At 70.6% G+C, this 20,215-nt stretch carries 23 protein-coding genes; 13 read left to right on the plus strand and 10 right to left on the minus strand.

Annotation, left to right across the window (positions count from 1 at the left end; translation table 11 throughout):
* Nucleotides 1-28: 28 nt before the first annotated feature.
* From QA861_RS44700 to QA861_RS44720, 5 genes are read left to right on the plus strand one after another with little or no spacing between them, the layout of a single operon-like run.
* Complete coding sequence (locus QA861_RS44700; RefSeq protein ID WP_334594679.1) at nucleotides 29-1,096, plus strand: glucose-1-phosphate thymidylyltransferase; 1,068 nt, start codon at nucleotides 29-31, stop codon at nucleotides 1,094-1,096.
* Nucleotides 1,096-2,130, plus strand: coding sequence for a dTDP-glucose 4,6-dehydratase (gene rfbB / locus QA861_RS44705; protein ID WP_334594680.1), 1,035 nt, complete (start codon nucleotides 1,096-1,098; stop codon nucleotides 2,128-2,130). Before QA861_RS44700 ends, rfbB begins: the two co-directional genes overlap by 1 nt.
* Nucleotides 2,127-3,431, plus strand: a complete 1,305-nt coding sequence (gene rfbH / locus QA861_RS44710) for a lipopolysaccharide biosynthesis protein RfbH (RefSeq protein ID WP_334594681.1) — start codon at nucleotides 2,127-2,129, stop codon at nucleotides 3,429-3,431. The genes rfbB and rfbH overlap by 4 nt, the downstream gene beginning before the upstream one ends.
* On the plus strand, nucleotides 3,428-4,858 hold the full coding sequence (locus QA861_RS44715) for an NDP-hexose 2,3-dehydratase family protein (RefSeq protein ID WP_334594682.1): 1,431 nt from the start codon (nucleotides 3,428-3,430) through the stop codon (nucleotides 4,856-4,858). Before rfbH ends, QA861_RS44715 begins: the two co-directional genes overlap by 4 nt.
* 53 nt (nucleotides 4,859-4,911) lie before the next feature.
* The gene (locus QA861_RS44720; protein WP_334594683.1) at nucleotides 4,912-5,544 is read left to right on the plus strand and encodes an NAD(P)-dependent oxidoreductase; all 633 of its coding nucleotides are present in this window, start codon (nucleotides 4,912-4,914) and stop codon (nucleotides 5,542-5,544) included.
* A gap of 149 nt (nucleotides 5,545-5,693) precedes the next feature.
* Here QA861_RS44720 and QA861_RS44725 read toward each other — a convergent pair whose 3' ends face one another.
* Entirely contained in the window at nucleotides 5,694-5,966 is a 273-nt protein-coding gene (locus QA861_RS44725) for a substrate-binding domain-containing protein (RefSeq protein ID WP_334594684.1), read from the minus strand.
* Here QA861_RS44725 and QA861_RS44730 point away from each other — a divergent pair.
* Nucleotides 5,934-6,272 carry a hypothetical protein gene (locus QA861_RS44730; RefSeq protein ID WP_334594685.1) on the plus strand — a complete coding sequence of 113 codons (339 nt, stop codon included), beginning with the start codon at nucleotides 5,934-5,936 and terminating at the stop codon, nucleotides 6,270-6,272. The genes QA861_RS44725 and QA861_RS44730 overlap by 33 nt on opposite strands.
* A 151-nt stretch (nucleotides 6,273-6,423) precedes the next feature.
* Here QA861_RS44730 and QA861_RS44735 read toward each other — a convergent pair whose 3' ends face one another.
* Genes QA861_RS44735 through QA861_RS44750 form a run of 4 tightly spaced genes read right to left on the minus strand, consistent with a single transcriptional unit; the run spans nucleotide 6,424 to nucleotide 9,429 of the window.
* Nucleotides 6,424-6,669 (minus strand): hypothetical protein, encoded by a 246-nt coding sequence (locus QA861_RS44735; protein ID WP_334594686.1) that lies wholly within the window; start codon nucleotides 6,667-6,669, stop codon nucleotides 6,424-6,426.
* Nucleotides 6,666-7,991 (minus strand): hypothetical protein, encoded by a 1,326-nt coding sequence (locus QA861_RS44740; protein ID WP_334594687.1) that lies wholly within the window; start codon nucleotides 7,989-7,991, stop codon nucleotides 6,666-6,668. Before QA861_RS44740 ends, QA861_RS44735 begins: the two co-directional genes overlap by 4 nt.
* On the minus strand, nucleotides 7,988-9,187 hold the full coding sequence (locus tag QA861_RS44745) for an OmpA family protein (RefSeq protein WP_334594688.1): 1,200 nt from the start codon (nucleotides 9,185-9,187) through the stop codon (nucleotides 7,988-7,990). Before QA861_RS44745 ends, QA861_RS44740 begins: the two co-directional genes overlap by 4 nt.
* Nucleotides 9,184-9,429 (minus strand): hypothetical protein, encoded by a 246-nt coding sequence (locus QA861_RS44750; protein ID WP_334594689.1) that lies wholly within the window; start codon nucleotides 9,427-9,429, stop codon nucleotides 9,184-9,186. Before QA861_RS44750 ends, QA861_RS44745 begins: the two co-directional genes overlap by 4 nt.
* 224 nt (nucleotides 9,430-9,653) lie before the next feature.
* On the opposite strand from QA861_RS44750, the gene QA861_RS44755 reads away from it, so the two are divergent.
* From QA861_RS44755 to QA861_RS44770, 4 genes are read left to right on the plus strand one after another with little or no spacing between them, the layout of a single operon-like run.
* Nucleotides 9,654-11,057, plus strand: coding sequence for a sensor histidine kinase (locus tag QA861_RS44755; RefSeq protein WP_334594690.1), 1,404 nt, complete (start codon nucleotides 9,654-9,656; stop codon nucleotides 11,055-11,057).
* Entirely contained in the window at nucleotides 11,054-11,956 is a 903-nt protein-coding gene (locus QA861_RS44760; protein ID WP_334594691.1) for a hypothetical protein, read from the plus strand. The genes QA861_RS44755 and QA861_RS44760 overlap by 4 nt, the downstream gene beginning before the upstream one ends.
* Nucleotides 11,957-11,967: 11 nt before the next feature.
* Nucleotides 11,968-12,885 carry a hypothetical protein gene (locus QA861_RS44765; protein WP_334594692.1) on the plus strand — a complete coding sequence of 306 codons (918 nt, stop codon included), beginning with the start codon at nucleotides 11,968-11,970 and terminating at the stop codon, nucleotides 12,883-12,885.
* A gap of 59 nt (nucleotides 12,886-12,944) precedes the next feature.
* Complete coding sequence (locus tag QA861_RS44770) at nucleotides 12,945-13,538, plus strand: Pr6Pr family membrane protein (protein WP_334594693.1); 594 nt, start codon at nucleotides 12,945-12,947, stop codon at nucleotides 13,536-13,538.
* 76 nt (nucleotides 13,539-13,614) lie between these two features.
* Here the strand turns inward: QA861_RS44770 and QA861_RS44775 are convergent, their stop codons facing one another.
* Both QA861_RS44775 and QA861_RS44780 read right to left on the minus strand, forming a co-directional pair.
* Complete coding sequence (locus tag QA861_RS44775) at nucleotides 13,615-14,019, minus strand: cupredoxin domain-containing protein (RefSeq protein WP_334594694.1); 405 nt, start codon at nucleotides 14,017-14,019, stop codon at nucleotides 13,615-13,617.
* 222 nt (nucleotides 14,020-14,241) lie between these two features.
* On the minus strand, nucleotides 14,242-15,111 hold the full coding sequence (locus QA861_RS44780; protein ID WP_443041657.1) for a UbiA family prenyltransferase: 870 nt from the start codon (nucleotides 15,109-15,111) through the stop codon (nucleotides 14,242-14,244).
* A 119-nt stretch (nucleotides 15,112-15,230) separates the two neighbouring features.
* Here QA861_RS44780 and QA861_RS44785 point away from each other — a divergent pair, with 119 nt between their 5' ends.
* From QA861_RS44785 to QA861_RS44795, 3 genes are read left to right on the plus strand one after another with little or no spacing between them, the layout of a single operon-like run.
* Complete coding sequence (locus QA861_RS44785; RefSeq protein ID WP_334595052.1) at nucleotides 15,231-16,301, plus strand: type III polyketide synthase; 1,071 nt, start codon at nucleotides 15,231-15,233, stop codon at nucleotides 16,299-16,301.
* 12 nt (nucleotides 16,302-16,313) lie between these two features.
* A complete protein-coding gene (locus tag QA861_RS44790; protein WP_334594695.1) occupies nucleotides 16,314-16,841 on the plus strand; it encodes an isoprenylcysteine carboxyl methyltransferase family protein in 528 nt (175 codons plus the stop codon).
* Nucleotides 16,838-17,851 carry an NAD(P)/FAD-dependent oxidoreductase gene (locus tag QA861_RS44795; RefSeq protein ID WP_334594696.1) on the plus strand — a complete coding sequence of 338 codons (1,014 nt, stop codon included), beginning with the start codon at nucleotides 16,838-16,840 and terminating at the stop codon, nucleotides 17,849-17,851. Before QA861_RS44790 ends, QA861_RS44795 begins: the two co-directional genes overlap by 4 nt.
* Nucleotides 17,852-17,888: 37 nt before the next feature.
* On the opposite strand, the gene QA861_RS44800 is transcribed toward QA861_RS44795, so the two are convergent.
* From QA861_RS44800 to QA861_RS44810, 3 genes are read right to left on the minus strand one after another with little or no spacing between them, the layout of a single operon-like run.
* The gene (locus QA861_RS44800) at nucleotides 17,889-19,139 is read right to left on the minus strand and encodes an MFS transporter (RefSeq protein WP_334594697.1); all 1,251 of its coding nucleotides are present in this window, start codon (nucleotides 19,137-19,139) and stop codon (nucleotides 17,889-17,891) included.
* Between the two features lie 28 nt (nucleotides 19,140-19,167).
* The gene (locus QA861_RS44805) at nucleotides 19,168-19,944 is read right to left on the minus strand and encodes a class II aldolase/adducin family protein (RefSeq protein ID WP_334594698.1); all 777 of its coding nucleotides are present in this window, start codon (nucleotides 19,942-19,944) and stop codon (nucleotides 19,168-19,170) included.
* Entirely contained in the window at nucleotides 19,941-20,213 is a 273-nt protein-coding gene (locus QA861_RS44810) for an acyl carrier protein (protein WP_334594699.1), read from the minus strand. The genes QA861_RS44805 and QA861_RS44810 overlap by 4 nt, the downstream gene beginning before the upstream one ends.
* Nucleotides 20,214-20,215: the final 2 nt, after the last annotated feature.

Raw genomic sequence — 20,215 nt, forward strand, 5'->3', positions numbered from 1 at the left:
CTCCGCCGATCATCGCAAGGAGGATGCCGTGAAAGCCCTGGTGTTATCAGGTGGATCAGGAACCCGTCTACGTCCCTTCAGCCACTCCATGCCCAAGCAGCTCATCCCCATCGTCAACAAACCGGTGCTCGAGCACGTTCTGGGAAACATCAGGGAACTGGGCGTCACCGAGGTCGGAATCATCGTGGGCAGCTGGGCGGCGGAGATCGCCGAGTTCGTGGAGGACGGTTCGCGTCTGGGTGTACGAGTCACGTACATCCCCCAGGAACAGCCACTGGGCCTGGCCCACTGCGTATCACTCGCCCGCACGTTCCTGGGCGACGACGACTTCGTGATGTACCTCGGGGACAACATGCTCCCCGAGGGCATCGCCCAAGCCGCGGACGGGTTCCGGTCGCGGCGCCCGGCCGCGGCGGTCGTCGTCCACGAGGTGGCGGACCCCCGGGCCTTCGGTGTCGTGGAGTTGGAGCCGGACGGCACCGTCGCGCGGCTGGTGGAGAAGCCCATCACCCCCCGCAGCAACCTCGCCCTGATCGGGGTCTACTTCTTCACCCCGGCCATCCACGAGGCCGTCGCGTCGATCAAGCCCAGCGCACGCGGCGAACTGGAGATCACCGACGCGATCCAGTGGCTGGTCGACAACGGCGCCAAGGTCACAGCCGACGAGTATCACGGCTACTGGAAGGACGCCGGCCAGGCCACGGACATCCTGGACTGCAACGAGAGACTGCTGGCCGATCTGCGCCCGGAGAACCTGGGCGAGGTGGACCCCTCAAGCCAACTCGGCGACCGGGTGCGCATCGGAGCGGGCGCCCGCATCGTGCGCTCACGCATCGACGGCCCGGTCGTCATCGGAGCGGACACGCTCGTGGAGGACTGCCACATCGGACCGAACACCTCCATCGGCTCCGGCTGCACTCTGCGGGCGACCAGGGTCCGGGACTCCATCGTGATGGACGGCGCCGAGATCTCACACGGCCCCGGCCTTCGGTACTCCTTGATCGGCCGCAACGCCGTCATCGGTACCGGCATGGCCGGCGCCGACTGCCACAGCCTGGTGGTGGGCGACCACACCCGGATCAGGGTGGCAGCCTGATGGCGGCGCCGAGCAGCGCGGGGAAGAAGCTGCTGGTCACCGGTGGCGCCGGGTTCATCGGTTCCCACTTCGTCCGCAACCTCCTGAGCGGCGTGTACGAGGGCCACGAGTCGACCCGGGTGACCGTGCTCGACAAACTGACCTACGCGGGCAACCTGGACAACCTCCCGGCCCACCATCCCCGCCTCGAGTTCGTGCGGGGTGACGTCTGCGACGGGCCTCTGCTGCGGGAACTGCTCCCCGGGCACGACGCCGTGGTCCACTTCGCGGCGGAGTCGCACGTCGACAGGTCCGTGGATTCGGGTGCCGAGTTCGTACGGACGAACGTGGGCGGCACTCAGACCCTGCTGGAGGCCTGTCTCTCCACAGGGGTGGGGAAGGTCGTCCACATCTCCACGGACGAGGTGTACGGATCCATCGCAGAGGGCGCCTGGACCGAGGAGCGGCCACTGCTTCCCAACTCCCCGTACGCCGCGTCCAAGGCAGCGTCCGATCTGATCGCCCGCGCCTACTGGCGTACACACGGGCTGAACGTGTCGATCACCCGCTGCTCGAACAACTACGGCCCCTACCAGCATCCCGAAAAGCTCATACCGCTCTTCGTCACCAACCTTCTCGAGGGCCTGCCCGTGCCGCTGTACGGCGACGGACGCAACGTCCGCGAATGGCTGCACGTCGACGACCACTGCGGCGCGATCGCCCTCGTCCTCGACAAGGGCGGAGCCGGCGAGGTCTACAACATCGGCGGCGGCGAGGAGCAGACGAACCTCCACGTCACCGAACGGCTGCTCGACCTGTGCGGGGCGGAAACCTCCCGCGTCCGCCGGGTGGCCGACCGCAAGGGACACGACCTGCGCTACGCACTCGACTCGACCAAGATCCGCGAAGAGCTCGGCCACCGCCCCCGCGTCTCCTTCGAACGGGGCCTGGCCGACACCGTCGACTGGTACCGCTCCAACCTGGCCTGGTGGAAGGCCGTGAAGTACTCGGGCAAGGACACCGGGCAGCAGTGCCGAGGGGAGATCGCGTCATGAACACCCACAAGGAACTGATTCTCGACGAGACCGTGAAGTACCACATGGACGCCCAGGGGGGAGAGCCCTTCGTCCCGGGCCGCACCGAGATATGGCCCTCGGGCGCGGTCCTCGACGAAAAGGACCGGACCGCACTGGTCGAGGCCGCCCTGGAGATGCGGATAGCCGCAGGTCCCAGTTCACGCAGGTTCGAGTCCCGGTTCGCCCGCAAACTGGGGCGCCGCAAGGCTCATCTCACCAATTCCGGCTCCTCCGCGAACCTCCTGGCCATGACCGCCTTCACCTCGCATCTGCTGGAGGAACGCCGACTGCGGGCGGGAGACGAGGTGATCACGGTCGCGGCAGGCTTCCCCACGACGGTCAATCCGATCCTGCAGAACGGTCTGATTCCGGTCTTCGTCGATGTCGAGCTCGGCACCTACAACACGACAGCGGCCCGAGTGGCCGAGGCGATCGGTCCGCGTACCCGGGCCATCATGATCGCCCACGCCCTGGGCAACCCGTTCGAGGTTGCCGAGATCGCCCAACTCGCCGCGGACAACGACCTGTTCCTGATCGAGGACAACTGCGACGCGGTCGGTTCGACCTACGACGGCCGGCTGACCGGCACCTTCGGTGACATCGCGACCGTCAGCTTCTACCCGGCGCACCACCTGACCATGGGCGAGGGCGGATGCGTACTGACCTCGAACATCGCGCTCGCGCGGATCATGGAGTCACTCCGCGACTGGGGCCGGGACTGCTGGTGCGAGCCCGGCGAGACCGACAAGTGCCTCAAGCGGTTCAAGTACCAGATGGGCACCCTGCCTGAGGGCTACGACCACAAGTACATCTTCTCGCACGTCGGTTACAACCTGAAGGCGACCGACATCCAGGCCGCCCTCGGCCTGACCCAGCTGGACAAGCTCGACGCGTTCTGTGCGGCCCGGCGTCGCAACTGGCGCCGACTGCGTGACGGCCTGGAGGGCACACCGCACCTGATACTGCCGAGGGCGACCGACCGCAGCGACCCGAGCTGGTTCGGGTTCGCGCTGACCGTGGATCCCGAAGCACCCTTCAGCCGTGGGGAGTTGGTGGACTTCCTGGAGACCCGGAAGATCGGCACCCGGCGGCTGTTCGCCGGCAACCTGACACGCCATCCGGCCTACCTCAACCAACCACATCGCATCATCGGTGATCTGACGAACAGTGACATCATCACCGAGCAGACCTTCTGGGTCGGGGTGTATCCGGCACTGACCGAGGAGATGCTCGACTACGTCGCCTCCTCGGTGAACGAGTTCGTGGGGAACCACTCATGACCGCGCGGACCGCGGCCGTCTTCCTGGACGACGGCACCGCCCCCGACCGCGGGCTGAGGCCTCGGCATGACATCGACCTGCCCCACCGCATCGCCCTTTCGGCGGCCACCCGTCAGGGCGTGGGGCCACACACCGAGGATGTCCGCGCCTGGCTCGACGAGCGTCGCCGGTCCCACCGCTTCAAGGTCGAGCGCATCCCGTTCGCCCGGCTCGACAACTGGTCGTTCGACGAGGGCACAGGCAATCTCGGACACGACAGCGGCCGGTTCTTCACCGTCGAGGGCCTGCGCGTCGTCACCTCCGAGGGCCCGCACCAGGAATGGCACCAACCCATCATCAAACAGCCCGAAGTCGGTATTCTCGGCATCCTCGCCAAGGAGTTCGACGGAGTACTGCATTTCCTGATGCAGGCCAAGATGGAGCCGGGCAACCCCAATCTGGTGCAGCTCTCCCCGACCGTCCAGGCCACCCGCAGCAACTACACCAAGGTCCACAAGGGCGGGGCCGTCAAGTACCTGGAGCATTTCACCCACCCGGATCCCGACGGGATCGTCGCCGACGTCCTCCAGTCCGAGCACGGCTCCTGGTTCTTCCGCAAGAGCAACCGGAACATGATCGTCGAGACCTCGGAGGAGATCCCGCCCGACGACGACTTCTGCTGGCTGACCCTCGGCCAGATCGGTGAACTCCTGCACGCGGACAACGTCGTCAACATGGACTCGCGCACCGTACTCTCCTGCGCGCCGTACCCGGACGACCAGCCCGGCGCCCTGCACTCGGACACCGAACTGCTGTCCTGGTTCACCGTCGAACGTTCCCGGCACGACATCCACAGCGAGCTCCTGCCCCTGGCCGGGCTGCCTGGCTGGAACCGCAGCGAGTCGAGCATCGACCATGCGGAGGGCCTCTACTTCAGCGTCGTGGCGGTCCGCGTACAGGCGGAGAGCAGAGAGGTCGCCGGCTGGACGCAGCCGCTGTTCGCACCACGGGGAACCGGCATCACGGCCTTCCTCGTCCGGCGGTTCGGCGGCGTCCCCCATGTCCTGGTGCACGCACGCGTCGAAGGAGGCTTCCTCGACACCGTGGAACTCGGTCCCACGGTCCAGTGCACACCTGCCGTCCACGCACATCTGCCCAGCATGGACCGACCGCCGTTCCTGGACTACGTGCTGGACGCGCCGAGGTCGACTCCTTCCCGAATCCGCTACGAAGCCGTGCACTCGGAAGAGGGCGGCCGGTTCCTCAAAGCCGAGAGCCGCTACTTCATCATCGAGGCCGACGAGGCATCGGCTCCCCTTGTCCCGCCTTCCGGGTACCGGTGGGTCACTCCCGAACAGCTCACCTCTCTGGTCCGCCACAACCACTACGTCAACGTCCAGGCCCGCACCCTGCTCGCCTGCCTCAACGCGAGCGGCATACGCGGCTGACTCGGGGCCCCTCGGAACCGCGCCGCCTGCCGCTCAGGAAATCCGGAGAAGCCATGAAACTCACCGTCTTCGGTGCCACAGGCGGCATCGGCCAGGAGATCGTCCGACAGGCACTCGACGCCGGACACCATGTCACAGCGGTGGTGCGCGACCCCGGCGGACTCACCGTCACCAGCGAGGCCCTGGAGGTGTTCCACGCCGACCTGAGCGACCCGCGGGCGGTGCGCCCCGCGGTGGCCGGCCGGGACGCGGTCCTGTCCGGCCTCGGCCCCCGCAGCCGCAAGGACGCCGGCGTCGCGACCCGGCTCACGCGTACGGTGCTGCGCGCGATGGAGGCAGAGGGCACCCGGCGTCTCCTGGTCACGAGCGCCGCTCCGGTCGGCCCCGAGCCGGCGGCCGACGGCCCCCTGGACCGCGCCGTGCGCCGCATCGTCTCCACCATCCTCAAGGACGTCTACGCCGACCTTCGCGAGATGGAGTCCGAACTGACCCGCAGCGCCACCGACTGGACGGTCGTACGCCCGCCGCGCCTGCGGAACACCCCGCTCACCACCAGGTACCGGACCGTCATCGACGGCTTCCCGCCCAAAGGCCGCTTCATAGCCCGCGCGGACGTGGCCCACGCGATGCTGGCGATGACCGACGCCCAAGAGACCGTGAACCGCGGTGTAGGCGTCGCCCACTGACCGCGGACACTCCCGCCACCCGCCCCGGCCAAGAACCCACCGGCACACGCCTCACCCGCGCCGGGAGCTTCCGTTACGAACACGACGCGGCGCCCGGGCCGCGGGTCCGGCGGACGGCCGTGAACCCAGCGCTCGGTGGTGACGCGGTGTCACGTCGGCGAGTCGACAGGCGTGTCGGAGGTCGCCGAAAAGGATCTGCGCACCCGCAGGACGACGTCGGCGCTCTCGCAGCGGCCGGGAAGCTTCCGGAAGTCCTCCGCGTCCATGCGGGAGCGCAGAAGCGACACGGCCCTGCGGGCGATCGACTCGCGCTGCGGGTCGACGGTGGTCAGCGGCGGTGAGGCGAAGCGGGCCGCCTCGATGTCGTCGAAGCCTGCCAGGGCCACGCCGTGCGGGACGGCGACGTCGCTGTCTCCGACCACCAGGTCATCTACGGCCCGGTGCGCTGCACCGAGTCGAACTACTTCACCTACGTCCTGAACAACCTCGCGGCCGCCCTCAGGGAGAGGCTGACCGAGACGCGGGCGATCACCACCTCGGACAGCGCCCTCAGGTCCTACTTCACCGCCCACCGCGGCGACTTCCCGCACCAGTCCTTCGCCTCGGCACGCGACGAGGTGCGCCAGGCCCACGTCCTCGACCGCTACCAGGCGATGATCGACCGCCTCGAAGGATCGGCCCCGGTCCACGTGCACCACGCGGTCTTCGACGCCGTCCCGGTCAACTGACCCACTCGCCCTGCTGTCCACCGGCCGGCCACCCGTACACGGGTCAGCGCGGCGCACCCGACCACATCCGCGAGACCCGACCGAGTGCCGACCATTCGCCCGAGGAGCAGGGACGCGGCTCGGGCGCGGTCCGCGCCCGAGCCGGTCCTGCCTATTTCGTGCCGCGCAGGTTTCGTGCGGCGCTCCGGTCGAGTCCGGTCGTGGGCTGACGGGTCTGCGTTGTGAGCCGCTTGACGTCGCGGCCGAGCTCTCGGTCACGCGTCTTGCTGTACTCGGCGTACTGCTGTTGCAGGTAGGCGGGCAGGTCCGCCGGCGGCGGGGCGTGGCCGGCTCCGGCGATGGCCGCGATGACGCCGCCGATGCTGCGCGCCCGCTTGGCCTTGCTCCACAGGCTCATGCGACCACCGCCAGACCCGTGTCGTCGTCGCCGTATGTCGTGCCGGGCTCAGGACTGCTGTCGGCCCACCGGGTCGCCTGGGCGAGTGCCAGGTCGAGACCGGCCAGGGCGAGGCGCGGTGCGGGAAGGGAACCGCCGTAGCCACTGTGCTGATGGATCGAGCGGGCGTAGCGGATGGCTTTGTCCTGGGTGCTCTCCACCACCCTGCGGGTCGCTTCGGTGCGGATGCGCGAGCATTCACGGGTCAGTTGGCCGACGAGCCGGGCGGCCTGCCGGACCACGATCTCGTGCCTGGCACGCAGCGCGGTCTCGGTCGACCGGGTGCCGTGCAGTTGGGGGGCGAGCACGTCGAGCGCCTCGGTCACCGTCGAACCGTCCGCGAACTCCGACTGGTAGGACAGGTAGGCCACACCGCTGATCACGAGGGCGAACAGTGCGGCCATGACGGCGGTCAGGAAGCTCTGGTCGGAGGGACCGTCGAGAACGATCCGCCAGGCCATGGCCGCGCCGAGGGACACGGCGATGAGAGCGCACAGGAGGAGTTCGGCCATGAGGGTCTTCGCCCCGCCCCTGGAGAAGTCCCACCCGCCGTGCGCGGCACGGTGCTCGCGATGACGTCTGCCGAACAGCTTCATGGCCAGCGCTACACCGAGCGTGCCCAGCAGCCCGAACAGCAACGCGGTGACGGCCTTGAGGACGCCGTCGGAGGTCAGCCAGAACCGGCGCAGGTCCACGTTGAGGAACTTGGCCATCAAGAAGGTCAGGATGACGACGTCGAGCACGAGAAGCGCCAACAGGACCTTCTTGACACGGGCGGAGACCCGCCGGTGCGCCAGGGAACCGGCCTGTTCCTGTTCCTCGACGAGTGCCGACCACTCGGCGTGGCGTCCATGGGCCTCGGCCGTGGTGTACGACTCGCCGTGCGGGCCCACGTAGCGGCGCTCTCGCAGGGAGTCGATCTGGTGGTCGATGAACTGGGCCTCGGCGTGCAGGCCCTTGATCGTCGCGACCGCCGGTTCGACGGCCCGGGCCGCCTCCGTCCTGGCCCAGGCGTCAGCGCGGCGCTCGGCGGCCCTGCGCAGGCTGTCCTCGGAGTTGGTCCACTCCCCGGCCGGGCGATCGCGCCCGATCCGTCGCGCCTCACTGACCAGTTCATGGCAGCGGACGATCTTCGTGAACGGCATGGGTCCCAGCCCCAGGGCGGAGGTGAGGGTCTGTACGCCCGGGATGCCGACGCGTCCGCGCGAGACGCGGTCCGCTCCCTGAGCGGTGCCGTCGTGGTGTGCGGTCCTGTCGTGGTGTGCGGTGCTGTCGTGAGTCATGACGGGTCGGGTCCTTCTTTCGTGGTGACGGTGATTTCGACCCGCCGGTTCCGGCGGGCCAACGGCTCGGCGAAGACGCCACCGGGCATGTTGTCGACGACGGGTCTGGTGGAGCCGACCCCCTCGACCGGGCCGATGAGACCGGGGTCCACGCCCAGGCTCACCAGCCGGTCGCGCACGGCACTCGCCCGCGCCGCGGACAGGGGGAAGCCGCTCGCCCCGCTGCCCACCTGGGCGGTGTGGCCGGTGATCCGCACGACGCGGCCGGCGGGGCAGCCCCTGAGGCTGTTCGCGACCGGCTTGAGGTAGCGGTCCGCGCCGGGGAGAAGAGTCGCGTCGTCCGAGGCGAAGGAGACCGACTCCGGAACGACGAAGGTGCCCGTGCAGGAGGTGGGGGTCGCGGCTACCGGCACCACCGGGACGGGCCGGTCCGACGCCGAGGGGAGCAGCGGGACGTCGTCTCCGCGCACCGTGCAGGACGCGGCCCCGGAGGCCACGCACACCGCTCGCCACAGCGCGGTGATCCGCTTGGCCGCCGGCAGCGGCAGACCCGGCTGCGTGCCGTAGGCGATGCCCAGGCCGACGAACTCGACGTGCCTGCCGCTCCCGTCGGGAACGAGTCCACGGCCGCGCAGCTCGCGTACCGCGGCGGCGACATCGACATTCCAGCCGAGGGTGCGCACGTCCAGCGGATCGACGGTCTGGACACCGGACGACACGAGGACGATCGTGCCTCCGGCCGGGGTCGACCGGAGGGCTCGGCGGTACGTGCCGAGCAGGTCCAGCCCGTCCGCGTCCGGCGTGTTCACGGTCAGCGCCGAGCGCAGCCGCGCCACCCTCTCCAGGACCTTCTTCCTCGCGGTGCCCGGGTCCTGTTCGACCTCCGACTCGTCGCGCATCGGCGTCAGATCGACCTCGGCCACCTCCGGGTCGGTGGACACGACCACGGAGACCGTCCCGTCCCCCGGATCGGCCGCGCCCAGGGCGTGGCGCACCGCGAGGTCTTCCAGGATCGGGGCCCACGGCGCCGGTTCCGCCATGCTGCCGGTGACGGCGATGGTCAACGGGGCAGAGGCCGGCACGGACCCGCACGCGGTGAGGACGCACCCCGCCAGGCCGGACAGGGCCAGGGCTGGGATCAGCGACAGAGCACGCCGTGCGCGGGCCGCGTACGGCCTTGTGCGGGAGGCCGTCACGCGGCACCTCCCCGACGCGCTACGGAGGTCAGGTGCCAGCCGCCCGAGCAGTGCCGGCAGCGGTAGGCACGCACCACCGTCCACTCGGCGCGCACACCGTCGCGCTCGGCTCGCGCCCTGGACGCCCGCGCCGCCACCAGGAGCAGCCTGGCGTCCTTGCGTTCGCCGAGTCGCCGCTTGCCCGTCTCGGCACAGACCGGCCAGTTCCGCCGGGGCCTGCGTCGTCCTCGTGTGATGGCCATGGATTCCTCCGTCGCCGCTCGGGACGTGGGGCCGGCCGTAGACCGTGCCCCACCGTGACGAAAGGAATAGCGGGCGGCCTTCGAGCCGCCTCGTGGAAATCACGAGTCGACCGGTTCCGGGCCCGGTGGTGGTGGGGGGGGTCACAAAAAGCACGACCCCCGGCGAGACCGCTGTTCCACACTGAGAGCACCAAGGCCCGACAGACGTCACGGGGGTACATGGGATGTCGCTGTCCCAGCAAGAAGACCGGTTGTCGCTCGTCGACTTCCTGCCCGCTCCGAACCGGCCCGCGAATCCCTGGGCGCAGATCGTGCGGGACCTGCGGGCTCCGGCCCCGATGAGCCACTGGTCGACCCGGGTGACAGCGGCTCGCATCCACCGCTACGACCGTCTCAGGCCGTTCGCGACCCGCGGGTTCCTGCTGGTGGTGCTCGCCGTGCTGCTCGTACTCGCCGACGACGTCCGGCCTGCCGCATGGGTCCTGTTGTCCGTGGGTGTCACGCAGACGCTCCTGGAGATCCACCTCGACGGCCAGGCGCACGGCGGCAAGAGGGCACGGTTCGCCCTCACCCGGCAGCTGCTCGCCTGGCAGGACAACTGGCAGTGGGAGCGCACGCTGCTCAACGCCACCGGGTTGCTGGGTGGGATCGCCGTGCCGGCGAACGTCGTCGCCGTCCTGTTCCTCACCGGCCCGGGCGACCCCGGCTGGGTCAAGGTCGCCGCCCTCACGGTGGCGCTCGCGTACGCCAACTCAGGGATCTACCACGTGCTCACGGACGGCACCTACTACTCGGCCAACCAGAGCCTGCCCCGGATCCTGGTGACGCTGCGGGCGTACGGCTGGCTGCTGGTCACCGGGGTGCTGGCCCTCGTCGTGGGCCTGTCCGTACACCTGGGCCGGTGGCACCCGGACATGGTTCCGCTGGCATGGGTGGCGTGCGCGCTGCCGTACGCGGTCGGCCTGAAGATGCGCGACTACGACCGCTGCCTGCGCGCCAGTGGCGAAGAGGCCGCCGTCGCGATGACCGAGGCTCGCAGTCGGCTGGCGCAGGACTTCCACGACACGCTCAACGCGGTCCGCTCGCTGAGCAGAGCACTGGCTCGCGACGACTCCGTCCGCCCTGAGCACAAGATCGATGCCGCCGACCTCGCGCCGAAGCTCACCCTGGTCAAGGAGATGGTCGACGAGTACGCCTGGGAGGCCCAGGGCCGGGAGATCACCTTGGAAGGGATCGTCGAACAACTCGGGCGCGACCACTCCCTGCGCGTCACCGCCGAGTTCCGCCTCGGCGAACTGCGCCCGGAGAACCGGGAGCTCGTACGCCAGTTGATCACCACGGTCGTCGCGAACGCCGCCCAGGCGATGACGCGCCTCGAGATCCACGATCGGCCGGTCTCGGTGTCCGGACAGGTCTCGGACGGAATGATCCACCTGAGCATCCGGGACCCGCTGCCGCTGATCCCAGCCGCCGCGTGGTGTCCCGATGGCAGCACACTGGCGGTCATGCGAGACCGGCTGCGCCGACTCGGCGGTGACATGACTCAGGCCGAGGTGGTCGGGGGGAAGGAAATTCGCGGCGTATGGGGTGTCCGTCCGCCGAGGCTCAAGAGGGGGTCCACACGATGACGTTGGAATATCTCCTGGTCGACGACCAGGGCAAGCGCAGCCGGGTGTTCGACCGGCAGGTGTCCGTACCCGGCGAGCTCGAGTTCACGATGGTGGACGACCCGGAGCTGCTGCTGGACCTGAGCCCGGAGGACCTGGCGGAGTTCGACGGCGCGATCGTCGACTTCCACCTGAACACCTCGTCCAGCCCCGGCTACCGCCCGCTGACGATCACCGATCCCGCCCTGTACGACAAGCCGGTCGAGGTGCGCACAGGCATGGGCGTGATGCTGTACCTGAAGCAGCACGCGCCGCTGATGAACGTGTACGGCATGACCGAACTGCCGCACGGTCACGCGCAGTTGTTCCTGGCCGCAGCTTCCGTCTGGCTGGGCGCCGAGCCGCTGAACGTGGACGAGTCGCCGGAGATCCTGCGCCGGGTCCTTCTCGACGCCGACGGGGAACAGGCGCACCTCCAGGCGTCCCACCGGCAGATGCGTGACTCGGCCGAGCCCTTCCGCCGGCTGATGGACAGCTGTCTGAGCCGTCGGCACCTGACGGAGACCTACGACTGGCTGCGCTGCTACCGCGAGTGCAACGGCCCCAGGGCGCACACGCAGGTCTCGGGTGCCGTCGGTCGCCTGCTGGGACTACGGATCCGGGTCGACCCGGAGAAGACGTTCTTCCCGATGATGACGCAGTGGCAGAACGACCTCGATGCATTCGTGCGGGCCTGGGGCAAGGACACGTCGGACTGGCCGGACCTCTCGACAGGCGTCTCCGCGAAGACCTGGGCGGAACGCAATCCCGTGCTGGACTACGTGAAACCGGGCGCGTACGACACTTTCTTCAACTCCGCCGATGTGCGGGCCGCGTTGACGTACTACCGCAACCTCGCGCCGGAGAGTGAACTCCTGTGACACCCCTCCCCATGACAGCCCCCGCATGGCGGGCCGTACGAGTGGACACCGACGCCACCGGCCGACCGGGCGGTGAGATCCTGCTCGGCGTCGTGGACGGTCGGCACGACAGCGACGACCCCACGTTCGTGGTCGCGCAGGGTTTCCTGGCGTTCGTGGAACCGTTCGAGATGCAGCGATTCCAGATGATCGCCACGATGCTGCGCGCGCGGCTCGTGGTCGTGGAGACGCCGGGCGCCGGATTCGCCTCCTCACGGTTGCTTCCCGAAGAGCGACGCGCGTTGTCGCGGGGCGACTTCACGGTGGCGGCGCGGCGGATGCTGCGGGCGGCCACCGAAGTCATCGCCTTCGACGGGTGCGCCGGTGCGACGGGCGTGCTGGGCTACTCCCTCGGGGCCTCCTTCGCCGCTGCCATGGCCGCCGTCTCCGGCACCGCCGAGACGGGCCCGCCGATGGAGACCGTCGTGCTGGTCGAACCGGTCGCCGTCCAGAGGTGGAGCGCCGCGGCCCTCTTGTCGGCCGTGCGTCGCGAGAACCGTCTGATCGGGGACCACCTGGCAGAGACGGCCACGGTGGCCGGCGCCGTCCCGCCTCTGGAAGCCCGCCCGGGAGAGACGCCGAACACCCGGCGCCGTGTCGACCTGCTGCTCCTCGCGAACGCGCTGCGCGCCGGTCGTCTTCCCGACGACCTCCGCGCCGCCACGCGACGCCCGTCCCCAAGGACGCGCCGCCTGGTCGTGGTCCGCGGAGAGCAGAGCTCCCTGTCACCGCGACAGGCGGTGCGAGAGCTGGTGACGTCCGCCGAGGGGGAAGGCATCGGGGTCAGTCTCCTGAACGTCCCGGGCCCGCACGCCTTCTGGCACTCGCTCCCGGCCGTCGGCTCCGCCATGACGACCCTGGCACACACATTGGGGACGTCGCCCTCGTGACCTCTTCACCGACCGGACCGGGCCGGACCGTCGCACGGCTCCGAGGAACCGGCGCTACCGTGCTCGCACTCGGCGTGATCTGCCAGTTCGTACAGCGAACGGACCCGACCCCCTCACTGCTGTACTTCACGGTCGACTCGGCGGTGCTGGCCGCGACCGTGCTGACCTGGCAACTGGTGCGCGGGCCGTTCGACAGCGCCTGGGGCGACCGGGTCCGTGGTGCCGCCGTGGTCGGGGTGGTGCTGTCCTCACTGATCTACATGACGGTGATCGCACCGAGCAGTCCGTCAGGCACCTGGTTCGGCGCTCATGACGACGCGTGGGCACGCACGGCGACGGTCCTCCTTCACGGGGCAGCACCGGTCCTGGTGGTCGCGGAGTTCCTGTCCACCCCCTACGCTCTCGCCGCCACCTGGCGCGAGGCCACCCTGCTCGCCTGGTGGCCCACTGCCTATCTGACCGTCGTGGGCACCCTCGCCTGGTCGGGCGCCGCGACGATGCCCTATCTCTTCCTGCGTCCCTCGCAGTTCGGCGCAGCCCCCGTCGCGGCGGCTGTGGCCGTGCTGTACGCCATCGTCGTCGCGCTCGGAGTGGCCCTGACAGCGACTCATCGCGCGGTCCGTCGGCGCCACCACACCATGGAGATCCGGTAACAGGACCTCGTCATCGCCGGCCATCACGGATCGTGAACGCTCCGTCGCCCCTGGGCGCGTGGCCGGAGCGGTGGTGTCAGGTCACGGTGAGGGTGCCTTTCATGGTCGGGTGGATGGTGCAGATGTAGGAGTAGCTGCCGGACGTGGACGGGGCGGTGAAGGTGACTGTCGCGCCGCCCTTGATGTTGCCTGTGTCGAACGCCTTGCCGCCGGTGGCGGTCACGGTGTGGGTGGCCGAGTCCCGGTTCTCGACGGTGACCTTCGCCCCGGGGCGTACCTCAAGGTTCGCCGGGCTGAAGGCGAAGTTCTCGATCACGATGTGCGCCGTACCGGAGCCGGAGCTGGTCGCGGCGGACGAGGCGCTGGTGGTGGCGGGAGCGGTGCTGTTGCCGCCGTTCGAGCAGCCGGCCAGGGCGAGCAGGGCGCAGGCTCCGCCCACTCGCAGGGCGGTGCGGCCCCGGTGCGGATAGGTGAGTGACATTCGGGGCGTACCTTTCGGACGAGGGCTGCTGTGGTCCGGGCACGGCTGGAGCTCGGCCGTCCTCCTCACGTTCACCGTCGCCGGCGACGCTCGGCACGGCGGTAGGGCCATCCGCCCCGCCGGCTCACCTGAACGGGTCCCTCGCAGCGTCGCGGGGCCCGAAGAAAGCTCGGGTCGCTCGGGTCGCACAGGCCGCACGGGGAGCTGCTCCGTGGCCGGAGGTCACGTGAGTGCGGTGCCCTGGACCAGGAGCAGTGCCAGATCCACCGCCGCCACGGCGACCGTTCCGGCGAACGGCGCCTTGCGCCAGTACCGGCCGAGGACCAGCCCGACGAGCGCCGTCAAAGGTGTCGCCGCCAGTGCGGCCAGTCCCGCTGGGCCGGGCGGCCCCGCCGGGCCCAGCACCAGTACCGCCGTTGCCGCGACCAGCGGGACCGGCAGCAGCCGCCGGGTGGCGGTGACGCCCAGCCGCTGCGGTAGTCCGCGCACCCCGGCCGCCAGATCCGCTCCGATGTCGGGGAGCACATCGCCCAGGTGCGCCGCCACGCCGAGCAGCGCGCCCGCTGTGATGACCCACCAGGAAGGCCATGGACGGCCGGGGAGGCTCAGTGCGACGACTGCGGGGAGGCTCGCGAATCCCAGTACGTACGGGAGCCAGGACAGCACCGTCGCCTTGAGCCGCAGGTTGTACGCCCAGGCGCCCGCCACCGCGGTGAGATGCGCCGTACCCGCGAGCGGCCCGCAGGCCAGGGACAGCGGCACACACAGGACGAGTGCGGTGAACGCCGCCGCCCACACCGCGGTCCGGTTCACCGCGCCGTCGGCCACCGGTTTCCCACGCCGGCCGGCAGCGGCATCGCGCCGTGCGTCGAACGCGTCGTTGCACCATCCCACGGACAGCTGTCCGGACAGTACGGCCGCTCCGATCAGCACACAACGGCCGCCGCTGTGCCCGGCGCTGACGGCGAGTGCGGTACTGAGGACGGTGACGGCGGCCACCGGCCCGGGATGGCAGGACAGGGCCAGAGCGAGCGCGGTTCGGGGCCGCCATACGGCCTCCCCGCGGACTTGCGGTTCCTCGACGGTGCCCACCGGCCGATCGTAGGCGGGCTGGACCGGGTGTCGTGGCAGCCGGACGGGCGACTTCCGGTGTCGCAGCCCATACGGCGGGCATGGATGAGTGGCATGAGACCCCCGAGGCGGGAACTGAGTTGACCCGGATCGCTGCCGTCCACGGCGCGTTGGCACCGCACCGCCACACCCAGCGCGAGATCACCGACATGGTCGCCCGGACCTGCCTGCCACCCGGCGCCGACCGCCGTGTGCTGGACCGGTTGCACCGCAACGCACGGGTGAACGAGCGCCATATGGTGCTGCCCCTCGACCGGTACCCCGAACTCGACGGTCTGGGCGCCGCGAACGACGTCTTCATCAAGGCGGCCACCGAACTGGGCGGCGAGGCGGTACGCGGTGCGCTGCGGACCGCGGGGCTCAGGCCGTCCGACGTGGACCTGTTGATGTTCACCTCGGTCACGGGTGTCGCCGCGCCGTCCATCGACGCCCGGCTCGTCGGACGCCTCGGACTGCGCCCCGACGTCAAACGACTGCCCGTCTTCGGCCTGGGCTGTGTCGCGGGCGCCGCCGGGATCGCACGGCTGCACGACTATCTGCTCGGATGGCCCGACCAGGTGGCCGTCCTGCTGTCGGTCGAACTGTGCTCGCTCACCTTCCAGCGCGGTGACGCGTCACTCGCCAACATGGTGGCCACCGGGCTGTTCGGCGACGGGGCCGCGGCGGTGGTCGCCGTCGGCGGTCGGCGGGCGTCGCAGGGCGGCGGGCACGGCGGCTGTCCCGAGGTCGTCGCCACCCGCAGCCGTATGTACCCGGACACCGAGAACGTCATGGGCTGGGACATCAGCGGCTCCGGCTTCCGGGTCGTCCTCGATCCGGCCGTACCCGACGTCGTGCGCCGGTATCTCCGTGACGACGTGCACGGTTTCCTGGAGGAGCACGGCCTCAAGCCGAAGGACGTGGCCGCCTGGGTGTGCCATCCCGGCGGCCCCAAGGTGCTGGAGACCGTCGCCGACGTACTCGCGCTGCCCGAAGGCGCCCTCGACATCACCTGGCGATCACTGGCCGAGGTGGGGAACCTGTCCTCCTCCTCGGTGCTGCACGTCCTGCGGGACACCATGGCCCGCCGCCGGCCCGAACCGGGAACCCCCGGACTGATCATGGCCATGGGACCCGGTTTCTGCTGCGAACTCGTCCTGCTGCGCTGGTAGTCCGGAGGACACATGATCTGGTACACGGCTCTGGTACTGGCCGTCGCGGGCGAGCGCGTCGCCGAACTCGTCGTGGCGCTGCGCAACACCCGCTGGAGCACGGCCCGCGGCGGTACGGAGGCCGGCCGCGGGCACTATCCGGCGATGGTGGCGCTGCACACCGGTCTGCTGGCCGGCTGCCTCGCCGAAGTCCGGCTGGCCGACAGGCCGTTCCTGCCGCTCCTCGGCTGGACGATGCTGGGTGTGGTCGTTGCTGCCCAGGCGCTGCGGTGGTGGTGCATCCGTACCCTGGGGCGGCGGTGGAACACCCGCGTGATCGTCGTTCCCGGCCTGCCTCTCGTCGACGGCGGGCCCTACCGGTGGCTGCGCCATCCCAACTACGTCGCGGTCGTGGCCGAGGGGCTGGCGCTGCCGCTGGTGCACGGAGCATGGGTGACCGCCGCGGTCTTCACCGTGCTCAACGCCGCCCTTCTGGTGATCCGTATCCGCTGCGAGGACGCGGCGCTGGCCGCCGCCGCCCCGGCGGGAGCACGGACGTGATCGACATCCTCGTGGCGGGTGGCGGGCCCGCCGGTCTGGCCACGGCGATCCATGCCGCCCTGGCGGGAATGGAAGCCGTCGTGGTCGAACCGCGGGCCACGCCCGTCGACAAGGCATGCGGCGAGGGCATCATGCCCACCGGTGTGGCGGCACTCCGCTCGCTGGGTGTCGCGGTGTCCGGCCGTGATCTGCGCGGTATCCGCTACCTCGACGGTGACCGCAGCGCCGAGGCGGCGTTCCGGGACCGGCCCGGGCGCGGTGTTCGGCGGACGGAACTCCACGCGGCCCTGCACCGGCGGGCCATCGATCTCGGCGTTCGGATCGTGCCCGGCAAGGTCGGCGAGATCCGGCAGAGCGCCGGGAGTGTCACCGCCGCGAACCTGACGGCGCGGTGGCTGGTCGCCGCGGACGGCCTGCACTCCCCGCTGCGCCGCGCACTCGGCCTCGACCTGCCCGTCCGGGCGCCCCGCCGCTACGGTCTGCGCCGGCACTACCGCATCGCCCCGTGGACCGACTTCGTCGAGGTCCACTGGTCCCGCCGCGGCGAGGCGTATGTCACCCCGCTCGGCGACGAACTGGTGGGCATCGCCGTACTCAGCCACGACCGCCGCCCGTACGACGAGCACCTCGCGGCGTTCCCGGCGCTGGCCTCCGTCCTCCGGGCGCCCCAGGTGGGCACCGTGCGCGGCGCCGGTCCGCTCCGCCGCCGGGCCAGGAGCCCGCGGGCCGGCCGGGTGCTGCTCGTGGGCGATGCGGCGGGATATGTGGACGCGCTGACCGGTGAGGGAATCGCCCTCGCCCTGGCGACGGCCGCGGCCGCCGTGCACTGCCTCAAGGACGGCCGCCCGCACGACTACCCGGCGACCTGGGCCCGGCTGACGAGGCGTCACCGGCTGCTCACCGAGACCCTGCTGCGGGCGGCACGGTACCCCGCCACGGCCCGACTGGTCGTCCCTGCGGCCTGCCGCGCCCCGTCGGCGTTCACCGCGGCGGTGCACGCCCTGCAGTAGGCGGATCGGGGCCTGCTGCGACAACGTCCGCCGGCGCTCAGCCGGTTCTCTCCCCGAGGCCGGCGCCGCGTGGTGCGGTCGACAGCCACAGGCACAGCAGGAGCGGAGGCAGGGCGGCCAGGGTACTGAGGATCTGCCAGCCCAGGGTGGTGAACAGGTACCCGGAGACGAAGGAGGAGGCGGTGACGAAGATTCCGGTGCCGCCCTCCACGGCGGACTGGACGCGACCGCCCGCGTGCGGCGGGTAGCAGCGTACGACGAAGGTGCTGCCCGCCACGTAGAGGAAGTTCCATCCCACGCCGATCAGGCCCAGCGCGACGACGAACGCGGCAACGCCGGTATGGACCGCGCCCACCAGCGCCCCGGTCGCCAGCAAGCCCGCGCCGAGGACGGCATTGCGGCGCGGGCCCAGAGCGGTGTTGAGCCAGCCGCTGAAGAGGGAGGGCGCGAACATGCCCACCATATGGGCCTGGATGACGAAGGCCCCCGCGCTCTCCGAGTGGCCCGCGTGCCGGCTGCCCAGCGGGCCCGCCGACATGAGCAGGGTCATCACGCAGCCTCCCACGGTGAGGATGGCGAACGCGGTGCGGAACTGGCGGGTACGCGCCGCGGCCCGGATGCGTACGGGCGGGGGCAGGGGCTGCTGCCCTTCTCCCGCCGGTCCGGTCCGTACCGCGAGCACGGGCGGAATCACGGCAGCGGCGAGCACGGAGACCAGCAGATAGGAACCCGCGTACTCGGTGTCCAGCAGTCCGGCACAGGCCGTCGCCGCCCACGGCCCGAGGAAGGCCGCCAGCACCCCGCCGCACAGCAGGACGGAAACCGCCCGCTCCCGGCCCTCTCGGGGGACGGAGTCCGCGGCGAGGTAGCGGAAGTAGCCTCCCGTGGCCTTGTACAGACCCACCAGCGCGGTGCCCAGGCAGAGTACGGAGAAATCGCCGGACCGGATCCCCGCCACGGACACCAGTCCGCCGGCCACCGCGGTGGCCGCGCCCCCGGCCGCCACCCTGCGCTGGCCGAACCGGTCGCTGAGCAGCCCGGCCGAGAAGTTGGCGATCATGGCTGCCGCGCCCATGAGGGTGATCGGCAGAGTGGCGAGCACCGGGGTCGGGGCCAGCCGCAGGCCCACCACCGCGGTGAGGGTCAGGTCGATCCCCATCCCCATGTAGAAGAGGAACTGACAGACCGTCAGCAATGTGAGGTTACGCCGTCCGGCGGCGGCCTCCCTCGCGGACGGATCCTTCACGGGGGCTGCCGGAGGTTCCTGCGGCATGGTTTCGCGGTCCACCGGACCTGGTTCTCCCCTCGGTGGGCGGTCAGGGCTGTGGCGTGCCGGACGGTTGGCGGCGGCCCCAGTCCGCCGTCTCCGGCCAGGTGCGCCGCACCCGGCCGACGCAGTGGTCCCAGTAGGAGCGCACCGCGAGGTCCCCATAGATGAACTCGCGTTTCGCCAGCACGTCGGTCGGGGTCGACGTGTGGTAACCGCCAGGTACCCGTTCCGCCATCAGCTGGAGCCGGCAGGCACGCTCCAGGGTGTGGGCGTGCACGGTGGCGTGCCGGACGGATCTGCCGACGACCACGCCGCCGTGGTTGCGCAGCAGGACGGCCGGGTCACCGCCGAGTGCGTCGGCGACACCCCGCGCGGTCACCATGTCGAGGATGGTGTTGCTGGTCATCGTGAACCGGCCGAGGCGCTGCTCGAAATAGGCGCCCTCGTGGGAGACGGGGCGCAGCGGCAGGTCGGTGGCTCCGAAGACCAGGGTGTGCGGGGCGTGGCTGTGGACCACGCCGTTCACGTCCGGGCGTGCCGCGTAGACCGCCTGGTGCAGGGGGAGTTCGGGCGGGGCCAGCGGCGGGGCGGGGACATCGGGGTCCAGCGGTGCGACCACCACGTCCTCGGGGGTGCACTCGTCGAAGCCCTTGAGGGCCCCCTTGATGAGCATGTAGTGCGCGCCGGGGACGCGGGCCGAGACCTGCCCCTGGTTGAAGTCGTCGTGTCCGCCGAGCGACAGCGAGCGGGAGGCCAGCGCCACCTGGACGCGCAGTCCGAGGGCGACGGGCGGCAGCAGGGCCTCGTCGAGCCGTGCGGTCATCGGCTGCCCTGGGCGGTCACGCCCTGCCCGTCGAGGTACTGGACCAGGCCGTCGACCGAACCGAGGAACGCGGTGTCCTCCTCCAGGTCGATGTAGACGCCGAACTCGTTCTCCAGGGCGTCGATCAGCCGCAGGTACGACAGGGAGGTCAGGCCCAGTTCGGTGAGGGTGCGGCCCTCCGCGAGGGCGGCGTCCTGGCTCACCGCGCCTTCGCTGGCCTCGGCGACGAGTCCGGCGATGCGCTGGAGGAGGTGCGGGGAAGGGGGCATCG

The organism is Streptomyces sp. B21-083 (assembly GCF_036898825.1).
Classification (GTDB): Bacteria; Actinomycetota; Actinomycetes; order Streptomycetales; family Streptomycetaceae; genus Streptomyces.